This window comes from Caballeronia arvi, assembly GCF_001544695.2.
GTDB classification, from domain to species: Bacteria; Pseudomonadota; Gammaproteobacteria; order Burkholderiales; family Burkholderiaceae; genus Caballeronia; species Caballeronia arvi.
Genome location: NZ_FCOM02000002.1, coordinates 231,122 through 253,545 on the forward strand (window position 1 = coordinate 231,122; position 22,424 = coordinate 253,545).

Consider the following 22,424-nt stretch of genomic DNA (forward strand, 5'->3'; position numbering starts at 1 on the left):
GATCGTCACGACGCCGCGTGCACGATCAGATCGCGGTAGCCGTTGACGATCACGCTGTACGCGAAATACGCGAAGAGCACGGCGGACATCACGTGGCAGGCGCGCAGGAGCCGGGTTCCGGCGCGCTTTCTGCCGTGGCTCGCGAGCGTGCAGACGAAGAGCGTCCAGCCGAGCCCGCCGCAGAAGAAGCCGATAAGAAACACGGACGCGCTTATTGGACTCGTCGCGCCCGCTTTCGCGATGAGCGCGCCGCCCACCGCCGCGAACCACAGGATCGCGCTCGGCGACGACACCGCGAGGAGGCATCCGCGCACGAAGCTTTTCCAGTGCTTCGGGCGCGGCACGCTGAAATCCGCTTCACCTTCGACGGGCGGCGCGGACGCCGGATTGAGCGCCTCGCGCGTCATCTTCCAGGTCAAGAACAGCAGCACGATCGCGCCGCCGATCCACACGACCCAGCGCACCGCATCGAACTGCAGGAGCGCCGACATGCCCGCGAGCGCGAGCGCCGCATAGAACAGATCGCCGAAACACGAGCCGAGACCGAGCATGAAGCCCGGCTTGAAACCGTGCGTCAGCGCGAGGGAAATGATCGCGACATTCGCGATGCCGATATCCAGACACAACGACAGCGACAGAAAAAACCCGTCCGACAGCAGCGGCCACGAATGCATGTTTGTTATGGATGGTTGTGAAGCGTGAAGCTCACGTCGAGACGGCCGGTCGGCACGCCCATCGTGTTGCGCGTCGGCGGATTGCGAAAGGCGGCGAGCGTGTCGCGTTGACCTTGCGTGCCGATGCCGAGCAGATCGAGCACGTGAACCACGATTGCATTTACCACCGCCGTGTTGCCGTCCTCGACCTTCACCGCGATGCCGAGTGCGCCGGCATCGGGATTTGCCGCGCGCCGCACGCCGATCGCATAGCTCGCATCGGCGCCCGTCTTGCCGACGAGCTCGCCGCCGAACGCCTGCATCAGCAGCGTGCAGAAGCGTCCTTCACCCGCGACGAGTTCCGGATGCGACGTCATCGCGCGATGAATGCGCGCGAGCGGCGAGCCTTCCGGCGCATCCGCGATTTTCATGTAGAGCCGCGCGAGACGGTCGAGCGGGAACGCGGGCGTGGGCAGATTGCAGCCGTCGATGGCCCATTGCACGTCGTCGTCGGCGAGATCGACCGCGCGCGCCACGGTGCGCTTCACGTGCGCCTGCAGCGCATGGCCGGGCAAGTGATAGTCGGCGAGCGATTCGCCCATCGCTCGCGCCCCCGCGAGCATGCCGGCGTGCTTGCCGGAGCAGTTGCTGCATGCGGGCGTCGGCGTGAAATCGCGTTTGATCCAGTCGCGATACACCGCGTCCGAAATCGGCGCATGACCGCCGCAGCGCAGATCGCTTTCAGTCGCGTTCGACCGGGCGAGCATCGCGAGCGCGCGCTCGATATGACGCGGCTCGCTGCTATGCGAGCCGCACATCAGCGCGAGGTCTTCATCGGTGAAGCCGAAACGCTCGAGCGCGCCGGTCCCGATGACGGCGAGCGCCTGCGCGGGCTTCGCCGCCGAGCGCGGCAATGTCACCCGATGCGGATCGCCGAAGGAATGCAGGAGGCGCCCATGCGCATCGACGACGGCGACGTGCGCCGCATGCGTGTTCTCGATGACATCGCCGCGATAGAGGGTGGCTGCGATCATTTGTCGAGTCCGAGTTCGGCCCAGAGACCATCGACGCGGCGTTTCACGGCTTCATCCATGACGATCGGGCGGCCCCATTCGCGCGTCGTTTCGCCGGGCCATTTGTTGGTTGCGTCGAGACCCATTTTCGAGCCGAGCCCCGCTACCGGCGACGCGAAGTCGAGATAATCGATCGGCGTGTTGTCAACCATGACGGTGTCGCGTGTTGGATCGACACGCGTCGTGATCGCCCAGATGACTTCCTTCCAGTCGCGCACGTTGACGTCTTCATCGACCACGACGATGAACTTCGTGTACATGAACTGGCGCAGGAAGCTCCACACGCCGAACATCACGCGCTTCGCGTGGCCGGGATAGCTCTTCTTCATCTGCACGATCGCCATCCGGTAGCTGCATCCCTCGGGCGGCAGATAGAAATCGGTGATCTCGGTGAACTGCTTCTGCAACAGCGGCACGAAGACTTCGTTCAGCGCGACGCCGAGTACGGCGGGCTCGTCGGGCGGCTTGCCGGTGTAGGTCGAATGGAACAGGGCGTCGCGGCGCATGGTGATCTTCTCGACGGTGAAGACCGGAAACCATTCCTGTTCGTTGTAGTAGCCCGTGTGATCGCCGTACGGCCCTTCGAGCGCGTGCTCGTATTTAGCGCTTGCAGAGTTCGACGGACGCGGCGGCGCGCCTTCCGGCGCGGGCGGCACGTTGCCGTCATGCGGATAAATGAACCCTTCGAGCACGATTTCCGCGCGCGCCGGCACCTGCAACGTATCGACGCCCGGCGTCAGGCACTTCGCGAGTTCGGTGCGCGAGCCGCGCAACAGCCCCGCAAACTGATATTCGGACAACGAATCGGGCACGGGCGTCACGGCGCCGAGAATCGTCGCGGGATCGGCGCCGAGCACGACCGCCACCGGATAAGGCTTGCCGGGATTCGCGAGCGCAAACTCGCGGAAGTCGAGCGCGCCGCCGCGATGCGCGAGCCAGCGCATGATGAGCTTGTTGCGCCCGATCAACTGCTGCCGGTAGATGCCAAGATTCTGGCGCGACTTGTTCGGACCGCGCGTGACGGTGAGGCCCCATGTGAGCAGCGGTCCGGCGTCGCCCGGCCAGCATGTCTGGATCGGCAGCTTGTTGAGATCGACGTCGTCGCCTTCCCACACCACTTCCTGACAAGGCGGCGCGCTGACCGATTTCGGCGCCATGTCCCACACAGCCTTCGCGAGCGAGAGCAGCTTGCCCGCGTCCTTGAGGCCTTTCGGCGGCTCGGGTTCCTTCATCGCGGAAAGCAGCCTGCCGACATCGCGCAGCGAGCTCAGCGCGGCGACATCGCTGCCGAGGCTCACATCGCCGCCACTCTGCGCTTCCGTCTCGATGCCCATGCCGAGCGCGACGCGCCGCGTCGTGCCGAACAGGTTCGCGAGCACGGGCATCGTGTAGCCGGTGGGCGCTTCGAAGAGCAATGCTGGTCCGCCCGCGCGCAACACGCGATCGGAGACTTCGGTGATTTCGAGAACAGGGGAGACGGGCTGCCGAATGCGGCGCAGTTCACCGAGCGCTTCGAGGCGGGCGGTGAAGTCGCGCAGATCTTTGTATTTCATCGATGGTCGAATTTGGACTCGAAGGCGCCTGGATCATGAGCGACCAGGGGGCGGGACGGCTGCGCGCTAGGCGATTGTCGATTTTACCTGCGTCGGCGTCCGTGCGTTGCCCGACATTAAGCAAATTCCGCTTCGAACCGCCCGAGAGACGTGCTTTTCGGGCGCTGAACGCTGTTCAATATAACTGTAAGTAATTGAAACAGAAGTCTTTAGCATTGACTCATCATTAAACCCTGATAGAATCGCTTCGAATCTATTGCAGGTTTTGAAACTTTTTACCTTAGCCTCAGGTCTTTCAGACGCACATGCGTCGCCTGCGCCGCTCCTGCCCGGCGACTCATGGCTGTTGGTTGTCATTGCCGGCGTTTTGCACGCCGGTTTTTTCGCGTGGAAAGCCACGTGCGCGTTCAGGGCATGCAGTTCGTGCCGCGCAACCCGGTGACCTTTTGCCGGATCGGCTTTCCAGACGGCGCATGCCGTATCCCCGATGCCGCTTATGCTTGCCAAGCGCGAGCGGTGTCTGATTTGCGCATCGAATACGTCGTTTATTCGTATTCATCTGCGCTAATCAAGCAACATTGGGAGTATCGATGAACGCTTCAGCTTGGTGGGGTTCGGACACTCGCGCCGCGCAAATCATGCGCATCGCAGTGCGTCGCGGACGCCGTTTGAGTCACCATCTCTTCGCCGTGGTCGGTTGCGCGGCCGTCATCAGCGCGCTCGCACTGTGGTTGCTGCCGTCCTGGCGCACCACGTTTGCAGCAAGGATCATGCCGTTCGTGTCGGCCGCCGTGCAGGCCGGACCGGCGCGCCTGCTAGCGGGCCAGCCGCTGCCGCCGTTCGCGGCCGTGCATCGCCAGCCGAGCGACGCGATGCTGCCCATGAACCTCGCGGCGAACACGGCCTCGTCGGTCAAGTCGAAGGCGCCGGGCGCCGCCGCGCCGTCGCTGGGCGCTGCCGCCACCGACGACGCCAGCACGCACCATCTCACCGGCGGCATCAGCCTCGCGATTTCGCCGAACGGGCTCGATCCGCGCACGATGCCGTCCGTCGGCATGCTCGCAAGCGCGATTCCGGCGCAGCGCATCGCCGCCGACGCCCGAGACGACCGCGTGCTCGCCTCCACACGCGAGCAGAAGCTCGTCGCGAACTTCATCGCGCGCCGCTATCGCGTGGCGGAAGATCCGGTCAGCCAGCTCGTGCGCGCCGCGTTCGACACCGGCCGCGAAGTCGGCCTCGATCCGCTGCTCCTGCTTTCCGTGATGGCGATCGAATCGGGCTTCAATCCGTACGCTGAAAGCGGCGTAGGCGCTCAAGGCCTGATGCAGGTGATGTCGAAGGTTCATTCCGACAAATTCCAGTACTTCGGCGGCTCGCACGCGGCGCTCGATCCGCTCGCGAACATCAAGGTCGGCGCGCTCGTGCTGAAGGACTGCATCGCGCGCGGCGGCTCGGTGGCGGGCGGCTTGCGCTATTACGTCGGCTCGACGACGCAGGACGACGGCGGCTACGGCGCGAAGGTGCTGGCCGAGCGTTCGCGTCTGCGCGATATCGCGCGTGGTCGCAACGTACCGATCAACGCGCCGCAGGCGCCGGTTCAGACCGCCGCGCCGAAGCAGGTGCTGGCGTCGGCCGCTGCGGACAAGCGTGTCCACATGACGATCGATACGGCGAAGAAGTCGGCATCGCAGGATGACGGCGATGGCGACACGAAGCACGTCGCTTCCGCGGAGCTCGGCGCTTAAAGCTCGCTTTGCGTCAGACGAAAAAAAGGCACCGTTCGGTGCCTTTTTGTTTTTTATCGACGGAACAATGTGCCGAGCCGTTCGACCGCTTCCTCCAGCTTCGAATACGCGGTCGCATACGAAACGCGGATGTAGCGCTCCGGCGCATGAAACCCGAAGTCCATGCCGGGCACGAGCACGACGCCCGCGTCGTGCAGCATCGAGTGCGTGAGCGCGTCGCTGTTGCCGGCGGCGGGGTGGCGGACCGTGGTGGTATCGGCGTAGACGTAGAACGCGCCATCCGGCACCACCGGCACGCCGAAGCCGAGCGAGCCGAGCGCCGGCACGATGTAATCGCGCCGCCGCTTGAACTCCAGCCGGCGCGCTTCGTAGATCGCGATGGTTTCGGGCTCGAAACACGCGAGCGCCGCGTGCTGCGCGAGCGCCGATGCGCAAATGAACAGATTCTGCGACAGCTTCTCGACCGCGCTGACCATCGCGTGCGGCACGACGAGCCAGCCGAGCCGCCAGCCGGTCATGTTGAAGTACTTCGAAAAGCTGTTCACGGTGACGACATCGTCGCCGAAGGAGAGCGCCGACACCGGTTTCGCGTCGTAGCTCAAGCCCTGGTAGATCTCGTCGACGATCGTGAAGCCGCCACGCGCACGCACCGTGTCGACAATGCGCCGCAACTCGTCCGGTTCGATCGACGTGCCCGTCGGATTCGACGGCGACGCGAGCAGCACGCCGCGCGTCCTGTCGTTCCAATGCTCTTGGACATGCTCTGCCGTGAGCTGAAAACGCTCGGCCGGACCGCTCGCGATGAGCACCGGCTTGCCATCGGCGGCCGACACGAAATGCCGGTTGCACGGATAGCACGGGTCGGGCATCAGGACTTCGTCGCCGTTGTCGACCAGCGCCATGCACGCGAGCAGAAGCGCCGCCGATGCGCCCGCCGTCACGACGATGCGCTCCGGATCGACAGTGAGGCCGAACGTATCGCGATAATGTCCCGCGATCGCCTCGCGCAGCGCGTGAATGCCGAGCGCATTGGTGTACTGCGTGACGCCGCGCTTCAGCGCATCGGCGGCGGCGCGGGTGACGGGCTCCGGCGCGGTGAAATCCGGCTCGCCGATGCTCATGTGGATGACGTCGCGGCCCGCGCGTTCGAGCGCCTGAGCCTCTTTCATCAGCTCCATCACGTAGAAAGGCTCGATCGCACCGACGCGCGACGCGAGCCTGACGAGCGGTTCCGCGGTCTGGTTCACGGGCTGGTTCACTCAGGCTCCGCGACCGCGCGCCTGGGCCTCGGTCGGGCGCATGACGACAGCGAGCTTGTCGAGCACGCCGTTCACGTATTTGTAGCCGTCCGAGCCGCCGAAGGTCTTCGTCAGCTCGACCGCTTCGTTGATGACGACGCGATACGGCACGTCGATGTGATGCTTGAACTCGAACGCGGCGACGAGCAGCACCGCGCGCTCGACCGGCGACAACTGCTCGATCGGGCGGTCGAGGCACGGCTGCAACTGCTCGGACAGCGCGTCGGATTCCTTGATCACGCCATGCAGGATCGCATCGAGATGCGTCTGGTCGGCCTTGTCGAAGCCTTGCGCGCTGCGCAGCTGCGCGTCGATTTCGCCGGCGGGCGCGCCCGACAGCAGCCATTGATACAGCCCTTGCGTCGCGAGTTCACGCGAACGGCGTCGAGCGCTTTTCATGCACGATCCTCGTCTTCTTCGTCTTCGTCTTCTTCATCACCGTCGAGCTGTTCGAGCGCGACGGACAGATTCGCCATTTCGACCGCCACGCGCGCGGCGTCGCGACCCTTTTCGGTCATGCGCGCGACCGCCTGCTCGTCGTTCTCGGTCGTCAGCACGGCGTTGGCCACCGGAATGCCGAAATCGAGCGCGATGCGCGAGATGCCCGAACCGCTTTCGTTCGACACGAGCTCGAAGTGATACGTCTCGCCGCGCACGACGGCGCCGAGCGCGATGAGCGCGTCGAACTGGGCCGATTCGGCGAGCTTTTGCAGCGCGAGCGGAATTTCGAGCGCGCCGGGCACGGTGACGAGCAGCACGTCCTGGCCGATCACGCCGAGGCGCTCCAGTTCTTCGATGCACGCATCGGCGAGGCCGTTGCACACCGGTTCGTTGAAGCGCGACTGCACGATGCCGATGCGCAGGCCGTCGCCGTCGAGGTTCGGCTGATATTGTCCGATTTCCATGTATGAGGTCCGTTGGTTTTAGATTGTTCGGTTGAAAGGGGCGTCAGGCCGAGCGCAACTGCGTGATGCCCGGATCGGCGGGCGCGGCCGTCGCGGGGCAGCCGGGCATCGGCACGAAGCCTGTCACTTCGAGCCCGTAGCCCGACATGCTGCCGAGCTTGCGCGGATTCGCGAGCACCTGCATCTTGCCGACGCCCAGATCGCGCAGGATTTGCGCGCCGATGCCGTAAGTCTTGAAGTCGATCGGGCGGCGCTTGAGCTCGGCGGCCTTGTCCTTCTGTTCGAAGGCGCGGAACACGTCGACGAGATGCTCCTTCGTGTCGCCGCAGTTGAGCATGACGATCGCGCCGAGATCGCGCGCGGCGATTTCCTTCATCGCGGCGTCGATGGTCCAGGAGTGCGTCGACACATCGATTTCGAGCAGATCGAGCACGGAGAGCGGCTCGTGCACGCGCACGGGCGTTTCGCGATCGGGGTGCGGCATGCCGCGTACGAGCGCGATGTGCGGCGAGTGCGTCGGGTCGTCGCGATACAGCACCGCGCGGAACGGGCCGTGCGCGGTCTGCATCGTGCGCTCGCAGACTTTTTCGATGATCGATTCGGTGCGGCTGCGGTAATGGATCAGGTCGGCGATCGTGCCGATCTTGATGCCGTGCTGCTGGCTGAATTCGATGAGATCGGGCAGACGCGCCATTTCGCCGTCGTCCTTGATGATCTCGCAGATCACCGCGGCGGGCGTGAGGCCGGCGAGCGCGGTGAAGTCGCAGCCGGCTTCCGTGTGGCCCGCGCGTACGAGCACGCCGCCCGGCTGCGCCATGATCGGGAACACGTGGCCGGGCTGCACGATGTCTTCGGCGCGCGCGTCGTGAGCGACCGCGGCGGCGATGGTCTTCGCGCGGTCGGCCGCGGAAATGCCGGTGGTCACGCCTTCGGCCGCCTCGATGCTGACGGTGAACGCCGTGCCGTACTGCGTGCCGTTGCGGTGCGTCATGAGCGGCAGGTTCAGTTGCTTGCAGCGGTCCTGCGTGAGCGTGAGGCAGACGAGGCCGCGGCCGTACTTCGCCATGAAGTTGATGGCTTCGGGCGTGACGAATTCGGCGGCGATGACGAGATCGCCTTCATTCTCGCGGTCTTCTTCGTCGACGAGGATCACCATCCGGCCGGCTTTCAGTTCAGCGATGATCTCAGGAGTGGAGGCGAGCGACATGATGACGTCCCGTACTGGGTCCGGTTTGGGGAAAGCGCGTATTTTACGCCACGGCCGATGGACAGTTGCTGAAATCGGCGGACAGGTGAAAGGGAAGTTTGCCTATGCCTTTCGGACGAATGGTGTGGAGGCGGTGAGCGAAGCAAACTAACATCGTCGCAATCTTCACACGAACTGGATTCGTACCATGCCGAACACCCGAGACCGGAAGGACCCTTGCATGATTTCTTCCGCAACAGACATCATTCCCCTTTCGCACGCGAGCGCTCGCCTCTCGGAACTGGTCGATGAAGTACGCGACGGAACCGAGAAGATCATCACCAAAGACGGTAAGCGCTGGGCGGCGTTGATCAGCGCGGAGAAGCTCGACGCGTTCCATCGGATGGAGCTCGCACAACTTCATTTGCAGACGCTGCACGACGTGAAGAACGGGCTCGACGATATCGCGGCCGGCCGCACTACCAGCGCACTGGATGCGATCGCGCGTATCAGGGCGCGCCGAGCCACGAATCGTACCGAACGAGGGGACGCTGATCGTGAATGATGGACGCAGACCCGCCGACATTCTCTTCACGGAAGGGTTCATCGACAGACTCGCGAGCATCGAGGAATACTGGAACCGCATCGGCTTTCCGCAAGGCTTCGATCGTCTGCTCGACGCTATCGAGAACGATGCAATTCCACTCCTGCAAAGCTTTCCGGCGATGGGGCGGCGCTTTGTCGGCGCGCTATCCGAGGCTTGCGAGTCGCGACTCGTGAACGACGTGCTCCCGGCCATCACTCGAGCCGATGGGCGGGCGCAAGGAGAGCTCCGCGAGTACGTGCTGGACGACCATGTACTGCTTTATCTGCTGACGGGCAACACGGTTCATTTGCTTTCGATTCGCTACGACAGGCAGCCGTCCTTCGACTTTCATTTGCTGCACTCACCGGAGGCCGAATATTCGACCGGCTGACGATACTGCGCGTCGCCAACGCCCGGCTCACCCCGCACTCATCATCCGCTCGACATACCGCGCGATCAGATCGATCTCCAGATTGACCTTCGCGCCCGCGGACAGCGCCTTGAGCGTCGTCACTTCGACGGTATGCGGAATCAGGTTGATGGAGAATTCGCAGCCATCGGCGCGGTCGCTGACCGAGTTCACGGTGAGGCTCACGCCGTTCACCGTCACCGAGCCCTTGTAGGCCAGATACTTGCCGATGTCCTTCGGCGCGACGATGCGCAACTCGTGCGACTCGCCGACAGGCTCGAACTTCGACACGACGCCCAGTCCGTCTACATGGCCGGAGACCAGATGGCCGCCCAGCCGGTCGTGCGCGCGCAGCGCTTTCTCCAGATTCACCTGCACGAGCGCATCGCCGAGGCCGACGGTCTTGTTCAGGCTTTCGCGCGACACGTCCACATCGAACGATTCCGCGGACTTCTGGATCACCGTCATGCACGCGCCCTGAATGGCAATACTGTCGCCGAGCTCGACATCGGCGAGATCGAGGCCGCCCGCCGCGACCGTCAGACGAACGCCCGCTTCCTGCGCCCCGAGCGGCGTGACTTTTTCGATGCGGCCCACCGCCGCGACGATTCCTGTGAACATCGGCTTTCTTCCTTGAGTCGGTGCGTGATCAGTTCGCGACGTTGGCCTCTGCGAAGCGCGCAAGAATGCGCAGATCGTCGCCGAGCCGGTCGATGCGATGAAACTTCAGATGCGGCCGCGCATCGAGCGTGTCGGGCGGCGCGAAGTCGAACATGCCGGGCGCGCTGCCGAGCAGGCTCGGCGCGAGATAGACCAGCAGTTCGTCGACGCAGCCCTCGCGCAACAGCGAGCCGTTCAGCTTGTGGCCCGCTTCGACATGCAGTTCGTTGATGCCGCGATCGGCGAGCGCGGTGAGCATCGCGGGCAGATCGACCTTGCCGTGCTCGTTCGAAAGCTCGATCAGCTCCGCGCCTTTGTCGCGCAGCGCATCGATGCGCGCAGTGTCCGTGTCGGCCGCATGAAAGATCCACGGCGGCGCGCCATCGAGGATGCGCGCGTGCATCGGCACGTCGAGACGGCTGTCGATCAACACGCGTTGCGGCTGGCGCGGCGTGTCGACCGCGCGCACGGTCAGTTGCGGATCGTCCTCGCGCACCGTGCCGATGCCAGTAAGAATCGCGCAGGCGCGAGCGCGCCACGCGTGGCCGTCGGCGCGCGCGTCTTCGCCGGTAATCCACTGGCTTTCGCCCGATGGAAGGCCCGTGCGGCCGTCGAGCGTCGCCGCGACTTTCATGCGCACCCACGGACGGCGGCGCGTCATGCGCGACACGAAGCCGATGTTCATTTCATGCGCCTCGTTCGCGAGCAGGCCGCAGCGCACGTCGATGCCCGCGTCGCGCAACATCGCGAGACCGCGGCCTGACACCGTCGGATTCGGATCTTCCATCGCGGCGATGACCTTCTCGACGCGCGCATCGATGAGCGCATGCGTGCACGGCGGTGTGCGCCCGAAGTGGCTGCACGGCTCGAGCGTCACATACGCCGTTGCGCCGCGCGGGTCCTTGCCGCGTGAGCGGGCGTCTTTCAGCGCCTGCACTTCGGCATGATCCTGACCGGCCGGCTGCGTGAAGCCCATGCCGATCACTTCGCCGTTCTTGACGAGCACGCAGCCGACGCGCGGGTTCGGCGTCGTCGTGTACATGCCCTTCGACGCGAGCGCGAGCGCGCGCTCCATGTGGGTGAAGTCGGTTTGCGAGAACATCGGCGCGGTCCGGAAGCGTCAGGCCGCGAGCGACGCGAATGCGCCGCGCGCCGCGTCGATGGTCGCGTCGATCACGGCGTCGTCGTGCGCGCTCGACACGAAGCCCGCTTCGAACGCGGACGGCGCGAAGTACACGCCGGCGTCGAGCATCGCGTGGAAGAACGCGTTGAAGCGCTTCGTGTCGCCCTGCTGGATCTGCGCGAAGCTGCCCGGCACGGTGTCCATGAAGTACAGGCCGAACATGCCGCCAATCGAATCGGCGGAGAAGGGCACTTTGGCGTCGCGCGCGGCGTTCGTCAGGCCATCGACGAGCTTGCGTGTCTGCTTCGCCAGATCGTCGTAGAAGCCGGGACGCTGGATCAGTTGCAGCGTCTTCAGACCGGCGGCCACCGCGATCGGATTACCCGACAGCGTGCCTGCCTGATAGACGCCGCCGAGCGGCGCCAGATGCGCCATGATGTCGCGCCGCCCGCCGAACGCCGCCGCCGGCATGCCGCCGCCGATGACCTTGCCGAGGCACGTGAGGTCCGGCTTGATGCCGTAGACCTGCTGCGCGCCGCCGAGCGCGACGCGAAAGCCGCACATCACTTCGTCGAAGATCAGGACCGAACCGTGCTCGTTGCAGCGCTCGCGCAGCGCGTTCAGGAACTCGGGCGTCGCGCGCACGAGATTCATGTTGCCCGCGACCGGCTCGACGATCACCGAAGCGATTTCCGCACCGAACGCCGCGAACGCCTCGTTCAATTGCTCGACGTTGTTGTATTCGAGCACCGTCGTGTGCTTCGCGATATCGGCGGGCACGCCCGCGGAAGTCGGATTGCCGAACGTGAGCAGACCGGAGCCGGCCTTCACGAGCAGGCTGTCCGCGTGACCGTGATAGCAGCCTTCGAACTTGATGATGCGGCTGCGGTTCGTGAAGCCGCGCGCGAGACGCAGCGCGCTCATGGTCGCTTCGGTGCCGGAGGACACCATGCGCACCTGTTCGATCGACGGCACGAGCTTGCAGATTTCCTCGGCGATCTCGATTTCGGCCTCGGTCGGCGCGCCGAACGAGAAGCCGTTCGCGAGCACGCGCTGCACGGCGTCGAGGACTTCGGGATGCACATGGCCGAGGATCATCGGGCCCCACGAGCCGATGTAGTCGATATAGCGCTTGCCTTCGGCGTCCCAGAAGTACGGCCCCTGCGCGCGCTCGATGAAACGCGGCGTGCCGCCGACCGAGCGGAACGCCCGCACCGGCGAGTTCACGCCGCCGGGAATGGTTCGCTGGGCGCGTTCGAAGAGAGCTTGATTCTTGGACATGGAGAAAGCCTGCGCTGAAAGTGGATGCGGGAGTCGCGAGGACCGGCCGGACGCTCGAGCGGCGACGCGTGCAGCGCGCAAGATGCGCGGTCCGACGCGAAAAAACGATGCTGAAATTGTACCGGAGTCGATGCGAGCGAGCCCGTCGCGTCGTGTCCGAGGCTTACGCCGGCTTCGAGCGCTTCGCGGTTCCAGATCCCGTATGTGGGTTCGCCGCGCGCCGTCCGGTCCGCGCGGTCCACAGCTTCTCCAGCGCGCCTTCGGCCACCGGCTTGATGAGCGTGCCGGACATCTGCGCGTCCCACGTCTGCACCGAGAACGGATGCGCCCGCAATTCGTCGCGCGTGACGACGACTTCCTTGTGCGCATCGGTGAGAAAGTCATACACGAAATCGATGCACAGCCGATAACCGCGTTTGCTCGCGGCATCGGGCACTTCGTAAGGCGCGCGCGTCACCCAGCCCGACGCGAACACGCCCTTCGGTTCCTGCGACACGCGATGCACGAACACGCGATCGCCCGGCAGGAGCCCGCGCGCAGTGCCGCAGCCCCAGACATCAGCGACGGCTTCGCCCGCCTTGACGCGCCGCGCGATATCGGGCAGTTCGGGCCACGGCCACTTCTTCGGGCTCCAGATCAGCAGAAAGGCGGCCATCGGATCCACGCGACGATAAAGAAAGGAAGCGATGAGCTTAGCGCAACGCCGCGCTCAGGGACGGATCACGGCGGCGCTCGCGTACAATGTTTGCTCCTTACGCGGCAGAAAGGCCGCGTTGCCTCGAATCTTCCCCTGTGCCCACCTCATGTCCGACACCACCCGGCGCCGGCCCGATGGCCGTCTGATCCTGCTGCTCGGCGCGCTTGCCGCGTGCGGCCCGCTGTCGATCGACATGTATCTGCCGAGCCTGCCGGCGCTCGCCGCGTCTTTCGGCACGAGCCCGGCCGCCGCGCAAAGCACGCTCACGAGCTTCATGTTCGGCTTCTCGTTCGGCATGCTGCTGTATGGCCCGCTTTCCGACGCCTACGGCCGCCGGCCCGTTCTGCTCGGCGGCATCGCGTTGTACGCGTTCGCGAGCATCGGCTGCACGGCGGCGTGGTCCATCGACGCGCTCGTCTTCGTGCGCTTCCTGCAGGCGCTCGGCGCGGGCGCGGCGTCGGTGCTCGCGCGCGCGATCGCCCGCGACGCCCACGAGCCGGGCGACGCCGCCCGCGTGCTGTCGATGCTTTCCATCGTCACGTCGATCGGACCGTTGCTCGCACCGCTGATCGGCGGGCAACTGCTTCTGTTGGGTGGATGGCGCGTGGTGTTCGTCGCGCTGACGCTCTTCGGCCTGACCTGCGCCGTCACCGCGTATCTGCGCGTACCCGAGACGTGGCCGAAGGAGAAGCGCGCGAGCGCGGCGGTCGGCAAGTCGTTCGCGGCGTACGGTCATCTGCTGACCGATCCCGTCACCTGGGGCCACATGATGTGCGGCGGCATGGCGTTCGCGTCGATGTTCGCGTACATCACCGCGACGCCGTTCGTCTATATCGATTACTTCCACGTGAAGCCGCAGTACTACGGGCTGCTGTTCGGGCTGAACATCGTCGGCATCATCGCGGGAAACGTGCTCAATACGAAGTTCGTCGGGCGCGTGGGCGCCATGAAGATGATCTCGGCCGCGTCGTTCGTGAGTGTCGCGGCGGCGCTCGCGGTCGCGCTCGTGTCGCTTACCGGCTGGGGCGGGCTCTGGTCGATCGTCGCAACGCTCTTCTTCGTCGTCGGCGTCGTGGGCCTGCTTTCGGCGAATTGCACGACCGAGCTGATGCATCGCTACCCGAAGAACGCGGGCGCGGCTGCCGCCGTTTTCGGCGCGATGCAGCTTGCGCTCGGCGCGCTCGCGAGCCTCGCGATCGGGCTCTTTCACGATGTGTCGCCGCATGGCATGGGCATTGTGATCGGCGTATGCGGCGTGCTGACCTTCGCGGGGCGCACGCTGGTGCTGCGCTCGCATGCGGCGCCCGTGAAGGTGTGATCAGGCGAGCGGGCCGATCGTCGTCGCGAGGAACGTGAAGGCCGCCGCTTCCGCCTGCGCAACCGCTTCCGGCTCGACGCCCGCGCCGTGTCCGCCTTCGCCGGTCTCCTGATACCAGACCTCGTCGTGGCCTTGCGCTTGCATCTTCGCGGCCATCTTGCGCGCGTGGCCGGGATGCACGCGGTCGTCGCTCGTCGATGACGTGAAGAGCGCCGGCGGATACGCGATATCCGCATCAACGTTCTGATACGGCGAATACGCCATGAGATGACGCAGATCGTCGGCGTCGTCCGGATCGCCGTATTCATCGATCCAAGATGCGCCCTGCAACAGCAAGTGAAAGCGCGCCATGTCGAGCAGCGGCACTTCGGAAAGCACCGCGCCGAACAGCTCGGGCCGCTGCACCATGCATACGCCGGTGAGCAAGCCACCGTTGCTGCCGCCGCGAATCGCGAGCTGCTTTGGCGTGGTGATGCCCGTGTCGATGAGCGCCTGCGCGACCGCGATGAAATCGTCGAACGAAATCTGGCGGTTCTCGCGCAGCGCCGCCTGATGCCACGCCGGCCCGAACTCGCCGCCGCCGCGGATGTTGGCGATCGCGTAGAGCCCGCCGCGCTCCAGCCACGCGATGCCGGTGGTCGCGTCGTAATGCGGATCGAGCGCGACTTCGAAGCCGCCGTAGCCGTAGAGCAGGCAAGGGCGCGTGTTCGTGCTCTTCGTGCTCGTTTCGATGTCGCGTCCGATCAGCCAGTAGGGAATGCGCTCGCCGTCCGGCGCGATCGCGTGGCGGCGCACGGCGCAAAGACCGCTCGCGTCGAACTGCGCGGGCAGGCGCGCGAGCAGTTGCCACGGCGCGTCGCTCGCGAGATCGGCGTGATGGAGCGACGGCGGCTCCAGAAAGTGCTCGACGTGGATGAGCACGGTATCGTCGCGCTCGCTGTCGATCGAATCGACCCAGGACTGGCTCGCGTCCGGGAGCGCGAAGTCGCGCGCTTCCCAGTCGCCGTTTTCCTGCGATGGCGGACGCATGAGCGTGACGCGCGGCGTGCCGTCGTCCATCTGCGAGACGATGAGGAACTGTTTCGTGAAGTCGATGCCCGCGAGCACGAGGCGTTCGGACGGCGTGAAAAGCGCGGTGAAATGGCGCGAGCCCGCGAGGAACGCATCGCGCCGGATGACCGTCAGCGTGCCGGGCGCATGGCGGCGGCCGCCCGCATTCCAGAACTTGCGCGGCGTGACGAAAAGCCAGCCGTTCCAGTGCTCGATCTCCACGTGCGCTGGCAGGTCGTACTGACGCCATGCGTTGACCGGCTCGTCGAGCCAGTAGTTGAGCGTGTCGTAGAAGCTCACCGCGCGCGACGCGAGATGCAGTTTCTCGATGGGATCGTAGTCGACGCCCGCCGACACGTCGCGCCGCTCGCCCTCGAACACGACGGGCGCATCGGCCAGCGGCGTGCCGCGCTTCCAGCGGCGCGACTGGCGCGGAAAGCCCGAAGTGGTCAGCGCGGGGCGCGGGTTCGTCTTGCTGTCGTCCCAGCCGACATAGACCGTATCGCGATCGATCCACGAGATGTCGTGCTTGCCGACATCGGGCAGTCCGAAGCCATCCGCGACGAAGCTTTTCGATTTGATATCGAACTCGCGCACGATCACCGCATCCGAGCCGCCCGGCGACAGGCTCACGAGCGCGCGGTCGTAATCGGGGTAGAGCATGTCGAAGTCGGCGAGCGCCCAGCGCGTGTCGTCATCGGCGCGGGTGTTGAGGTCGAGCGCGTCGACGTCGAGGATCGTTTCCCATTCGGTCGCGCCCGCGAGCCATGATGCCCAAGGCGTGCGACGCACGATGCCGAGCGGATGGGCGTCGTCCTGCCACGTGTTGTAGGCCCAGTCGCCATAGCGCGAACAAGTGACGATGCGATCCTTCGACGTGTACGCTTTTTCGAGCCGCGCGGCCAACGCGCGCGCTTCGGGCGTGCGGCCGAACGCGGCTTCGGTGCGGCGGTTCTGGGCGTCGACCCAGGCTTGGGCGCGGGCGTCGTCGAGGGATTCGAGGCCGATGTAGGGATCGGAGCCTTCGACTGTGGACCAGGCGAGTTCGGGATGCGAGGAGAGAAGTGTCATGCGGCGAGAGCCAATCGGAATGCAAAAGGCCGATTGTGCCTGTAATGGCGACGAGTGAGGCATTCATGCTCTCGCGCCAGTTCAGGCGACCAGCTTCTTCAGCTCCCGAGTCATCTGGGGCAAGACTTCCCGATCTCCGATTGCAAGATTGACCTGTTTAGCTGCGTTCGCCACGTCAAGCAGGTCAGCGTCGATGTCATAGCCTCCGCGGTCGTTCAGCCACGCAAGAATGTCGGACAGGTGCCAAACGGATGGATTGCCCTCATGAACGGGCGCCGGGAATTCCAGCGCGTTCGCGAGCATCAATTTGCGCATGTTTTGGCGTGTCATTCCCGTCATCTCGGCTACGTCTGTAAGACCGATGAAGTCGGGAGCCGCTTCGATAAGGCGAGCAGAGGCAATGGCCTGCTTGACGTTCACAAGCGCCGAGAAAATAGCGCTCCATGCAGTCGTGCTATCTCGCGTGAATGCTAACGCAAGTCGTCCGGGCTGACCGATTCCCACAGTCGCGTCATCACAACCGGATTCTGCGAGCCGCTCGACGAGTTGCTCGTGATCGCAGTCTTCTGCTGACAGCCGGTACTTGAGAGTGAACACGTATTCCATGAGGTATCCCGCGAATTATCGGGCAGTCTTCTTTCTGCGGGTCGTGCAGTTGTCGACCACGCGTTTCAGGTTATTCGCATGATTCACTGCATTGCGAGGCGTGCTCCAGATGCTCGTGATGCAGAATTCCCCGCAACGGCAATCCGAATCGTTATACGGGCAATAAATTCTTCCCCACGCATGCCCGTTTCCTTTCTTGGGCTCGACCACCCAGCCGTTCGCTTCGGCATAAAGAAGCGCGGCTTCGATCTCTTTCTTCGGATGCGGTCGCTTCATCGGCAATTCAGTCTATTTACAGCTTGATTGGTTGTCAAGTGACAACCCACGAGATCGTCGCGAAGGCGGGTCAACGCGTTCGCGGTGTTGCCCCTTTACCTGACGACTAGCGCCAATCTTACCGATAACTCCGCATTAAACGCGATATGCAGTAATCCGAAATATGCTGGATGCGAGGCGCAAAACGAAAAACGCCACGGCTCACCGTGGCGTTCGAAGTCAATCAAAAAAGCAGAATCAAGCCAGCCGCTCTTCCGTCTGCGGATCGAACAACACCGCCTTCGATACATCGAACAACAGCGTCATATTCGTCAGCGGTTGCGGATTCGACGCCGGATGCACACGCGACACGATGCGCTTGCCGTTCACCTGCGCGAACACGAGCGTGTCCGGGCCGGTTGGCTCGATCACGTCGACGCGCACATCGACCGGCTGCAGGCTCGCATCCGACACATCGTGTGCGGCGCGCGAATCGGTGATGCGCTCCGGGCGCAGTCCGAGCACCACGTCCTGTCCGACCTTGCTGCGCAGACGGCCCGCATCGAACGGCAGATTGAGCACTTTCTGCGCGACGCCCGTATCGACCTGCAAGCCGACGCCCGAGCCCGATTCGACGAGCTTGCCGGTGATGAAGTTCATCGGTGGGGCGCCGATGAAGCCCGCGACGAACAGATTCGACGGCGAATCGTAAATCTCCTGCGGCGCGCCGAACTGCTGCACGATGCCGTCCTTCATCACCGCGATGCGATCGCCGAGCGTCATCGCTTCGATCTGATCGTGCGTCACGTAGACAATCGTCGTGCCCAGACGCTGATGCAGCAGCTTGATTTCCGAACGCATCTCGATACGCAGCTTCGCATCGAGGTTCGACAAAGGTTCATCGAACAGGAACATCACAGGATCGCGCGCCAACGCACGACCCATGGCGACGCGCTGACGCTGACCGCCCGAGAGTTGCCCCGGCTTGCGATCGAGCAGATGACCGATCTGCAACGTCTCCGACACGCGATCGACGATCTTCTTCTGCTCGTCCTTTGGCACCTTGCGGATATTGAGGCCGAACGAGATGTTGTCGCGCACGCTCATCGAAGGGTAGAGCGCGTAGGACTGGAACACCATCGCGATATCGCGGTCCTTCGGCGAGAGGTCGTTGACCGTCTTGCCGTCGATCATGATGTCGCCCTGGGTCACGTCTTCGAGACCGGCGATCATGTTCAGCAAGGTCGATTTGCCGCAGCCCGAGCCGCCGACGAGGATCAGGAACTGACCGTCCTCGATGTCGATGTTGACGCCCTTGAGAACCGGCACCCCGTTGGGGTAGGTCTTGTACACGTCACGGATGGAAAGGCTTGCCATGTGAATCCTCTATATCTCTATCGAACGAAGTCGATTAACCCTTCACCGCGCCGGCCGTCAGCCCGCGCACGAAATAACGTCCGGCGATCATGTAGACGAGAATCGTCGGCAATGCGGCGATGATCGCGCCCGCCATGTCGACGTTGTATTCCTTCACGCCCGTCGATGTGTTCACGAGGTTGTTCAGCGCGACCGTGATCGGCATCGAATCCACGCCGGAAAACACGATACCGAACAGGAAGTCGTTCCAGATCTGCGTGAATTGCCAGATCAGGCACACCATGAAAATCGGCAGCGAGACGGGCAGCAGAATCTTCGTGAAGATGGTGAAGAAGCCCGCGCCGTCGATGCGCGCCGCCTTCACGAGTTCAGCCGGAATGCTCACGTAGAAGTTGCGGAAGAACATCGTCGTGAACGCGATGCCGTAGATCACGTGAACGAGCACGAGGCCGGTCGTCGTGTTCGACAGTCCCAGGAAGCCTTGCAGACGCGCCATCGGCAGCAGGATCGCCTGGAAAGGGATGAAGCAGCCGACCAGCAGCATCGTGAACAGGCCGTCCGCGCCGCGGAAGCGCCAGTGCGTGAGCACATAGCCGTTGAACGCGCCGACGAACGACGAGATCAGCACGGCCGGAATCACCATGCGCACGGAGTTCATGAAGAACGGCTGCATGCCGTCGCAGCGCACGCCGGTGCACGCTTCCTGCCACGCCTTCACCCACGGCGCGAAGGTGAAGTGCGAAGGCGGCGTCAGCAGATTGCCCGTGCGAAGCTGGTCGAGATCCTTGAACGACGTCGACAGCATCACGTAGATCGGGAACAGAAAGTACAGCGCGAACAGAATCAGCACCGCATAGATGACGGCGCGGCTCAAAGTCATCTTAGGCTGCATTTCGCGTGCTCCTCGATTCGAGATACATGAGCGGCACGAGCACCGCGACGACGGTGGCGAGCATCATCATCGACGATGCCGCGCCTACGCCCAGCTGTCCGCGGTTGAACGAGAACGTGTACATGAAGATCGCGGGCAGCGAAGACGACGTGCCCGGACCGCCCGCCGTCAGCGCGACGACCAGGTCGAAGGTCTTGATCGTGATGTGGCAGAGAATCAGCAGCACGGAGAAGAACACCGGGCGCATGCTCGGAATCACGATCTTGCGATAGATGGTCGGCAAGCCCGCGCCGTCCATCTGCGCCGCCTTGAAGATTTCACTGTCGACGCCGCGCAAACCGGCGAGGAACAGCGCCATCACGAAGCCGGTCGATTGCCACACGGCTGCGATCACGACGCAGAAGATCGCCTTGTCCGGATCACCGAGCCAGTTGAACGAGAAGCTCGTCCAGCCCCAGTCGTGGAAGACTTTTTCCAGGCCGAGGCCGGGATTCAGAATCCACTGCCACGCGGTGCCCGTCACGATGAAGGAAAGCGCCATCGGATAAAGAAAGATCGCGCGCAACGCGCCTTCGTTGCGGATCTTCTGGTCGAGAAGGATCGCGAGGAAGAGGCCGAGGAACACGCAAATCCCGATGAACGGAATGCCGAACCAGCCGAGGTTGGCGGCGGAAGTCCACCAGACATCGTTGGCGAAGAGTTGTCGATATCGGTCGAAGCCGGCGAAATCGTAGCGCGGCATCAGCCGCGATTCGGACAGCGACAGATACCCCGTAATGGCGATGAAGCCATACACGAAGACGAGCGCGATCAGGACGCTGGGAGCAAGCACCAGCTTCGGGATCAGGCGATCGGCGAGCGCCGCCGTCGGTGATGCGCGACGGGGCGGGCTTTGCGGTTTCTTGTCCGCGGTGATGGAGGCAGTCACGACTCGACTCCTGGAAGATGCGCCGGCGCGTCTCGTGCGTAGGGCGGCACGGTCTCGCGCGCATGCGGCGAATGGCGGCGGCGCTAAATGGTGCGACGTTGCTTGTGGCTGACAAACCGCCCGGCGCATGCATCAGCACACGCGCCGGGCGGACACTGCCTTACTTCGTCTTGGCGGCGTTCGCGAGTGCGGCAACCGCGCTCTTCGAATCCTGCGACGAGTTCATGAACTTCGTCACGACATCGGTCATCGCGCCGGCGACGGCATCGCCCTGAGCCATGCCGTGCGCGAGCGACGGAACATAGCCGCCCGATTTGATCGCCGTTTGTTCATCAGCGTAGGACTTCTTCGCGCAGTCGTCGAATTTATCCATCGACACGCCCAGACGCACCGGGATCGAACCCTTGTTCAGGCTGAACTGCTCCTGGAATTCCGGCGTCATGATGGTCTTCGCGAGTGCGAGCTGGCCCGGCGTCGCCGCCTTCTGGCCCTTCTGCTGGAAGAACACGAAGGAATCGACGTTGAACGTGTAGGCCTTTTCCGTGCCCGGCACCGGCGCGCAGATATAGTCCGTGCCCGCCTTCTTGTTCGCGCCGGCGAATTCGCCCTTCGCCCAGTCGCCCATGAACTGCATGCCGGCCTTGCCGTTGATGACCATCGCGGTCGCGAGGTTCCAGTCACGGCCCGTGCGGCCGCTGTCGAAGTAGCCCTGGATCTTGCGGACCGTATCGAACACCTGAACCATCTTGTCCGACGTCAGGGTCTTCTGGTCGAGATCGACGATCGCCTTCTTGTAGAAGTCCGCGCCCTGCGACAGCACGACGTCTTCCCACAGCGTCAGGTCCTGCCACGGCTGGCCGCCCATCGCGATCGGCATGATGCCCGCGGCTTTCATCTTGTCGGCGACCTGGAAGAACTCGTTCCAGTTGGCCGGCACCTTGCCGCCGGCTTTGTCCAGCGCCGCCTTGTTGATATACAGCCAGTTCACGCGATGCACCGAGAAAGGCGCGGCGACATAGTGGCCGTCGGCGTGGATGATCTTGTCGATTTCCGGCGGCAGGTTCTTCTTCCAGTCGCCCGCGACGGAATCGATCGGCACGAGCACGCCTTGCTCGGCCCATTCCTGGATCAGCGGGCCCTTGATCTGCGCCGCCGACGGCGCATTGCCCGAGATCACCTGCGTCTTCAGCGCGGTCATCGCGGCCGCGCCCGCACCGCCCGCGACGGCGAAGTCCTTCCAGGTGTAACCCTGCTTCGTCATGTCGTCCTTGAGCACGCCGACTGCCTTGGATTCGCCGCCGGAGGTCCACCAGTGCAGAACGGAAACAGCCTCGGCAGCCTGAACCGCCGACGCCGTCGCGCCGCACAGAAGACCTGCGGCGCACAGCGCGCCCATGAGCTTACGGACTTTCATTGTTAATCTCCTCCAGACACCTGAACAAGAAACGATTGGCTCCCGATGCCGCCAGAAGCATGGCTAAAAGCGTGATCAAAAGCGGTGGTCAAACGGCAAAACTGTATGGCTGAAAATCGGCGGTGTCGGCGGGGAAGCGGCAGGCGCGAATCGAACGAGCGCGGCGTGCCGGGCCGGCAACCGATGGTCGGCCGCACGGCTCTCAAGAGATGAGTAAATTGAATCGCAACGGCTGTCTCCTCTTTTGATTTTTACCTGGGCGTTCAGGCTTCGCCACGCAGGGCGCGCTCGACGGCAAGGCGCGAGGCCCGTCGCATGCGAACCGGAAAGGGCGCTTTCCGGTG

23 protein-coding genes are annotated in these 22,424 nt (G+C 64.1%); 5 read left to right on the forward strand and 18 right to left on the reverse strand.

The window, feature by feature from the left end; genetic code table 11:
- Positions 1 to 5: 5 nt before the first annotated feature.
- The 3 genes from AWB74_RS04070 to AWB74_RS04080 are packed head-to-tail and all read right to left on the reverse strand — an operon-like array spanning position 6 to position 3,279.
- On the reverse strand, positions 6 to 674 hold the full coding sequence (locus AWB74_RS04070; protein WP_061145478.1) for a LysE family translocator: 669 nt from the start codon (positions 672 to 674) through the stop codon (positions 6 to 8).
- A 5-nt stretch (positions 675 to 679) separates the two neighbouring features.
- Positions 680 to 1,687 (reverse strand): asparaginase, encoded by a 1,008-nt coding sequence (locus AWB74_RS04075; RefSeq protein WP_061145479.1) that lies wholly within the window; start codon positions 1,685 to 1,687, stop codon positions 680 to 682.
- Positions 1,684 to 3,279, reverse strand: a complete 1,596-nt coding sequence (locus AWB74_RS04080; RefSeq protein WP_061145480.1) for a UbiD family decarboxylase — start codon at positions 3,277 to 3,279, stop codon at positions 1,684 to 1,686. The genes AWB74_RS04075 and AWB74_RS04080 overlap by 4 nt, the downstream gene beginning before the upstream one ends.
- Positions 3,280 to 3,678: 399 nt before the next feature.
- Here AWB74_RS04080 and AWB74_RS45515 point away from each other — a divergent pair, with 399 nt between their 5' ends.
- The gene (locus tag AWB74_RS45515; RefSeq protein ID WP_143749140.1) at positions 3,679 to 3,873 is read left to right on the forward strand and encodes a hypothetical protein; all 195 of its coding nucleotides are present in this window, start codon (positions 3,679 to 3,681) and stop codon (positions 3,871 to 3,873) included.
- Positions 3,870 to 5,024, forward strand: coding sequence for a transglycosylase SLT domain-containing protein (locus AWB74_RS04085; RefSeq protein WP_061145481.1), 1,155 nt, complete (start codon positions 3,870 to 3,872; stop codon positions 5,022 to 5,024). The genes AWB74_RS45515 and AWB74_RS04085 overlap by 4 nt, the downstream gene beginning before the upstream one ends.
- A 53-nt stretch (positions 5,025 to 5,077) precedes the next feature.
- Here the strand turns inward: AWB74_RS04085 and AWB74_RS04090 are convergent, their stop codons facing one another.
- The 4 genes from AWB74_RS04090 to ribBA are packed head-to-tail and all read right to left on the reverse strand — an operon-like array spanning position 5,078 to position 8,434.
- Positions 5,078 to 6,271, reverse strand: coding sequence for a pyridoxal phosphate-dependent aminotransferase (locus tag AWB74_RS04090; protein ID WP_061145606.1), 1,194 nt, complete (start codon positions 6,269 to 6,271; stop codon positions 5,078 to 5,080).
- Positions 6,272 to 6,283: 12 nt separating this feature from the next.
- Positions 6,284 to 6,721, reverse strand: a complete 438-nt coding sequence (nusB, locus tag AWB74_RS04095; protein ID WP_061145482.1) for a transcription antitermination factor NusB — start codon at positions 6,719 to 6,721, stop codon at positions 6,284 to 6,286.
- Entirely contained in the window at positions 6,718 to 7,227 is a 510-nt protein-coding gene (ribH, locus tag AWB74_RS04100; RefSeq protein ID WP_061145483.1) for a 6,7-dimethyl-8-ribityllumazine synthase, read from the reverse strand. The genes nusB and ribH overlap by 4 nt, the downstream gene beginning before the upstream one ends.
- Positions 7,228 to 7,270: 43 nt before the next feature.
- Complete coding sequence (gene ribBA / locus AWB74_RS04105; protein WP_061145484.1) at positions 7,271 to 8,434, reverse strand: bifunctional 3,4-dihydroxy-2-butanone-4-phosphate synthase/GTP cyclohydrolase II; 1,164 nt, start codon at positions 8,432 to 8,434, stop codon at positions 7,271 to 7,273.
- A gap of 220 nt (positions 8,435 to 8,654) precedes the next feature.
- Between ribBA and AWB74_RS04110 the strand changes: the two genes are divergently transcribed.
- Together AWB74_RS04110 and AWB74_RS04115 are read left to right on the forward strand one after the other, a co-directional pair.
- Entirely contained in the window at positions 8,655 to 8,978 is a 324-nt protein-coding gene (locus AWB74_RS04110; protein ID WP_061145607.1) for a type II toxin-antitoxin system prevent-host-death family antitoxin, read from the forward strand.
- Positions 8,971 to 9,390 carry a type II toxin-antitoxin system RelE/ParE family toxin gene (locus AWB74_RS04115; protein ID WP_061145485.1) on the forward strand — a complete coding sequence of 140 codons (420 nt, stop codon included), beginning with the start codon at positions 8,971 to 8,973 and terminating at the stop codon, positions 9,388 to 9,390. The genes AWB74_RS04110 and AWB74_RS04115 overlap by 8 nt, the downstream gene beginning before the upstream one ends.
- A gap of 27 nt (positions 9,391 to 9,417) precedes the next feature.
- Here AWB74_RS04115 and AWB74_RS04120 read toward each other — a convergent pair whose 3' ends face one another.
- The 4 genes from AWB74_RS04120 to AWB74_RS04135 form a co-directional block, all read right to left on the reverse strand.
- A complete protein-coding gene (locus AWB74_RS04120) occupies positions 9,418 to 10,029 on the reverse strand; it encodes a riboflavin synthase (RefSeq protein ID WP_061145486.1) in 612 nt (203 codons plus the stop codon).
- Between the two features lie 28 nt (positions 10,030 to 10,057).
- The gene (gene ribD, locus AWB74_RS04125; protein WP_061145487.1) at positions 10,058 to 11,170 is read right to left on the reverse strand and encodes a bifunctional diaminohydroxyphosphoribosylaminopyrimidine deaminase/5-amino-6-(5-phosphoribosylamino)uracil reductase RibD; all 1,113 of its coding nucleotides are present in this window, start codon (positions 11,168 to 11,170) and stop codon (positions 10,058 to 10,060) included.
- 18 nt (positions 11,171 to 11,188) lie between these two features.
- Complete coding sequence (gene hemL, locus AWB74_RS04130; protein WP_061145488.1) at positions 11,189 to 12,472, reverse strand: glutamate-1-semialdehyde 2,1-aminomutase; 1,284 nt, start codon at positions 12,470 to 12,472, stop codon at positions 11,189 to 11,191.
- A gap of 163 nt (positions 12,473 to 12,635) precedes the next feature.
- The gene (locus AWB74_RS04135; RefSeq protein WP_061145489.1) at positions 12,636 to 13,127 is read right to left on the reverse strand and encodes a hypothetical protein; all 492 of its coding nucleotides are present in this window, start codon (positions 13,125 to 13,127) and stop codon (positions 12,636 to 12,638) included.
- Between the two features lie 148 nt (positions 13,128 to 13,275).
- On the opposite strand from AWB74_RS04135, the gene AWB74_RS04140 reads away from it, so the two are divergent.
- Complete coding sequence (locus AWB74_RS04140; protein ID WP_061145490.1) at positions 13,276 to 14,487, forward strand: Bcr/CflA family multidrug efflux MFS transporter; 1,212 nt, start codon at positions 13,276 to 13,278, stop codon at positions 14,485 to 14,487.
- Here AWB74_RS04140 and AWB74_RS04145 read toward each other — a convergent pair whose 3' ends face one another.
- From AWB74_RS04145 to AWB74_RS04175, 7 genes are all read right to left on the reverse strand, one after another.
- Entirely contained in the window at positions 14,488 to 16,608 is a 2,121-nt protein-coding gene (locus tag AWB74_RS04145) for a prolyl oligopeptidase family serine peptidase (protein ID WP_061145491.1), read from the reverse strand. It abuts the gene before it with no gap.
- 81 nt (positions 16,609 to 16,689) lie between these two features.
- Positions 16,690 to 17,214 carry a helix-turn-helix transcriptional regulator gene (locus AWB74_RS04150; RefSeq protein ID WP_061145492.1) on the reverse strand — a complete coding sequence of 175 codons (525 nt, stop codon included), beginning with the start codon at positions 17,212 to 17,214 and terminating at the stop codon, positions 16,690 to 16,692.
- A 15-nt stretch (positions 17,215 to 17,229) separates the two neighbouring features.
- Positions 17,230 to 17,490 (reverse strand): hypothetical protein, encoded by a 261-nt coding sequence (locus tag AWB74_RS04155; RefSeq protein ID WP_061145493.1) that lies wholly within the window; start codon positions 17,488 to 17,490, stop codon positions 17,230 to 17,232.
- A 237-nt stretch (positions 17,491 to 17,727) separates the two neighbouring features.
- A complete protein-coding gene (locus tag AWB74_RS04160; protein ID WP_061145494.1) occupies positions 17,728 to 18,846 on the reverse strand; it encodes an ABC transporter ATP-binding protein in 1,119 nt (372 codons plus the stop codon).
- A gap of 34 nt (positions 18,847 to 18,880) precedes the next feature.
- Positions 18,881 to 19,738 carry a carbohydrate ABC transporter permease gene (locus AWB74_RS04165; protein ID WP_061124372.1) on the reverse strand — a complete coding sequence of 286 codons (858 nt, stop codon included), beginning with the start codon at positions 19,736 to 19,738 and terminating at the stop codon, positions 18,881 to 18,883.
- On the reverse strand, positions 19,728 to 20,666 hold the full coding sequence (locus tag AWB74_RS04170; protein WP_061145495.1) for a carbohydrate ABC transporter permease: 939 nt from the start codon (positions 20,664 to 20,666) through the stop codon (positions 19,728 to 19,730). The genes AWB74_RS04165 and AWB74_RS04170 overlap by 11 nt, the downstream gene beginning before the upstream one ends.
- Before the next feature lie 160 nt (positions 20,667 to 20,826).
- Complete coding sequence (locus AWB74_RS04175) at positions 20,827 to 22,080, reverse strand: ABC transporter substrate-binding protein (protein ID WP_014190792.1); 1,254 nt, start codon at positions 22,078 to 22,080, stop codon at positions 20,827 to 20,829.
- Positions 22,081 to 22,424 lie beyond the last annotated feature (344 nt).

Excerpts from the sequence above, each read along its gene's own strand:
- AWB74_RS04070 (WP_061145478.1), bottom strand. The coding sequence starts at position 674 with ATGCATTCGTGGCCGCTGCTGTCGGACGGGTTTTTTCTGTCGCTGTCG.
- AWB74_RS04075 (WP_061145479.1), bottom strand. The coding sequence starts at position 1,687 with ATGATCGCAGCCACCCTCTATCGCGGCGATGTCATCGAGAACACGCAT.
- AWB74_RS04080 (WP_061145480.1), bottom strand. The coding sequence starts at position 3,279 with ATGAAATACAAAGATCTGCGCGACTTCACCGCCCGCCTCGAAGCGCTC.
- AWB74_RS04085 (WP_061145481.1), top strand. The coding sequence starts at position 3,870 with ATGAACGCTTCAGCTTGGTGGGGTTCGGACACTCGCGCCGCGCAAATC.
- nusB (WP_061145482.1), bottom strand. The coding sequence starts at position 6,721 with ATGAAAAGCGCTCGACGCCGTTCGCGTGAACTCGCGACGCAAGGGCTG.
- ribH (WP_061145483.1), bottom strand. The coding sequence starts at position 7,227 with ATGGAAATCGGACAATATCAGCCGAACCTCGACGGCGACGGCCTGCGC.
- ribBA (WP_061145484.1), bottom strand. The coding sequence starts at position 8,434 with ATGTCGCTCGCCTCCACTCCTGAGATCATCGCTGAACTGAAAGCCGGC.
- AWB74_RS04110 (WP_061145607.1), top strand. The coding sequence starts at position 8,655 with ATGATTTCTTCCGCAACAGACATCATTCCCCTTTCGCACGCGAGCGCT.
- AWB74_RS04120 (WP_061145486.1), bottom strand. The coding sequence starts at position 10,029 with ATGTTCACAGGAATCGTCGCGGCGGTGGGCCGCATCGAAAAAGTCACG.
- ribD (WP_061145487.1), bottom strand. The coding sequence starts at position 11,170 with ATGTTCTCGCAAACCGACTTCACCCACATGGAGCGCGCGCTCGCGCTC.
- hemL (WP_061145488.1), bottom strand. The coding sequence starts at position 12,472 with ATGTCCAAGAATCAAGCTCTCTTCGAACGCGCCCAGCGAACCATTCCC.
- AWB74_RS04135 (WP_061145489.1), bottom strand. The coding sequence starts at position 13,127 with ATGGCCGCCTTTCTGCTGATCTGGAGCCCGAAGAAGTGGCCGTGGCCC.
- AWB74_RS04140 (WP_061145490.1), top strand. The coding sequence starts at position 13,276 with ATGTCCGACACCACCCGGCGCCGGCCCGATGGCCGTCTGATCCTGCTG.
- AWB74_RS04145 (WP_061145491.1), bottom strand. The coding sequence starts at position 16,608 with ATGACACTTCTCTCCTCGCATCCCGAACTCGCCTGGTCCACAGTCGAA.
- AWB74_RS04150 (WP_061145492.1), bottom strand. The coding sequence starts at position 17,214 with ATGGAATACGTGTTCACTCTCAAGTACCGGCTGTCAGCAGAAGACTGC.
- AWB74_RS04155 (WP_061145493.1), bottom strand. The coding sequence starts at position 17,490 with ATGAAGCGACCGCATCCGAAGAAAGAGATCGAAGCCGCGCTTCTTTAT.
- AWB74_RS04160 (WP_061145494.1), bottom strand. The coding sequence starts at position 18,846 with ATGGCAAGCCTTTCCATCCGTGACGTGTACAAGACCTACCCCAACGGG.
- AWB74_RS04165 (WP_061124372.1), bottom strand. The coding sequence starts at position 19,738 with ATGCAGCCTAAGATGACTTTGAGCCGCGCCGTCATCTATGCGGTGCTG.
- AWB74_RS04175 (WP_014190792.1), bottom strand. The coding sequence starts at position 22,080 with ATGAAAGTCCGTAAGCTCATGGGCGCGCTGTGCGCCGCAGGTCTTCTG.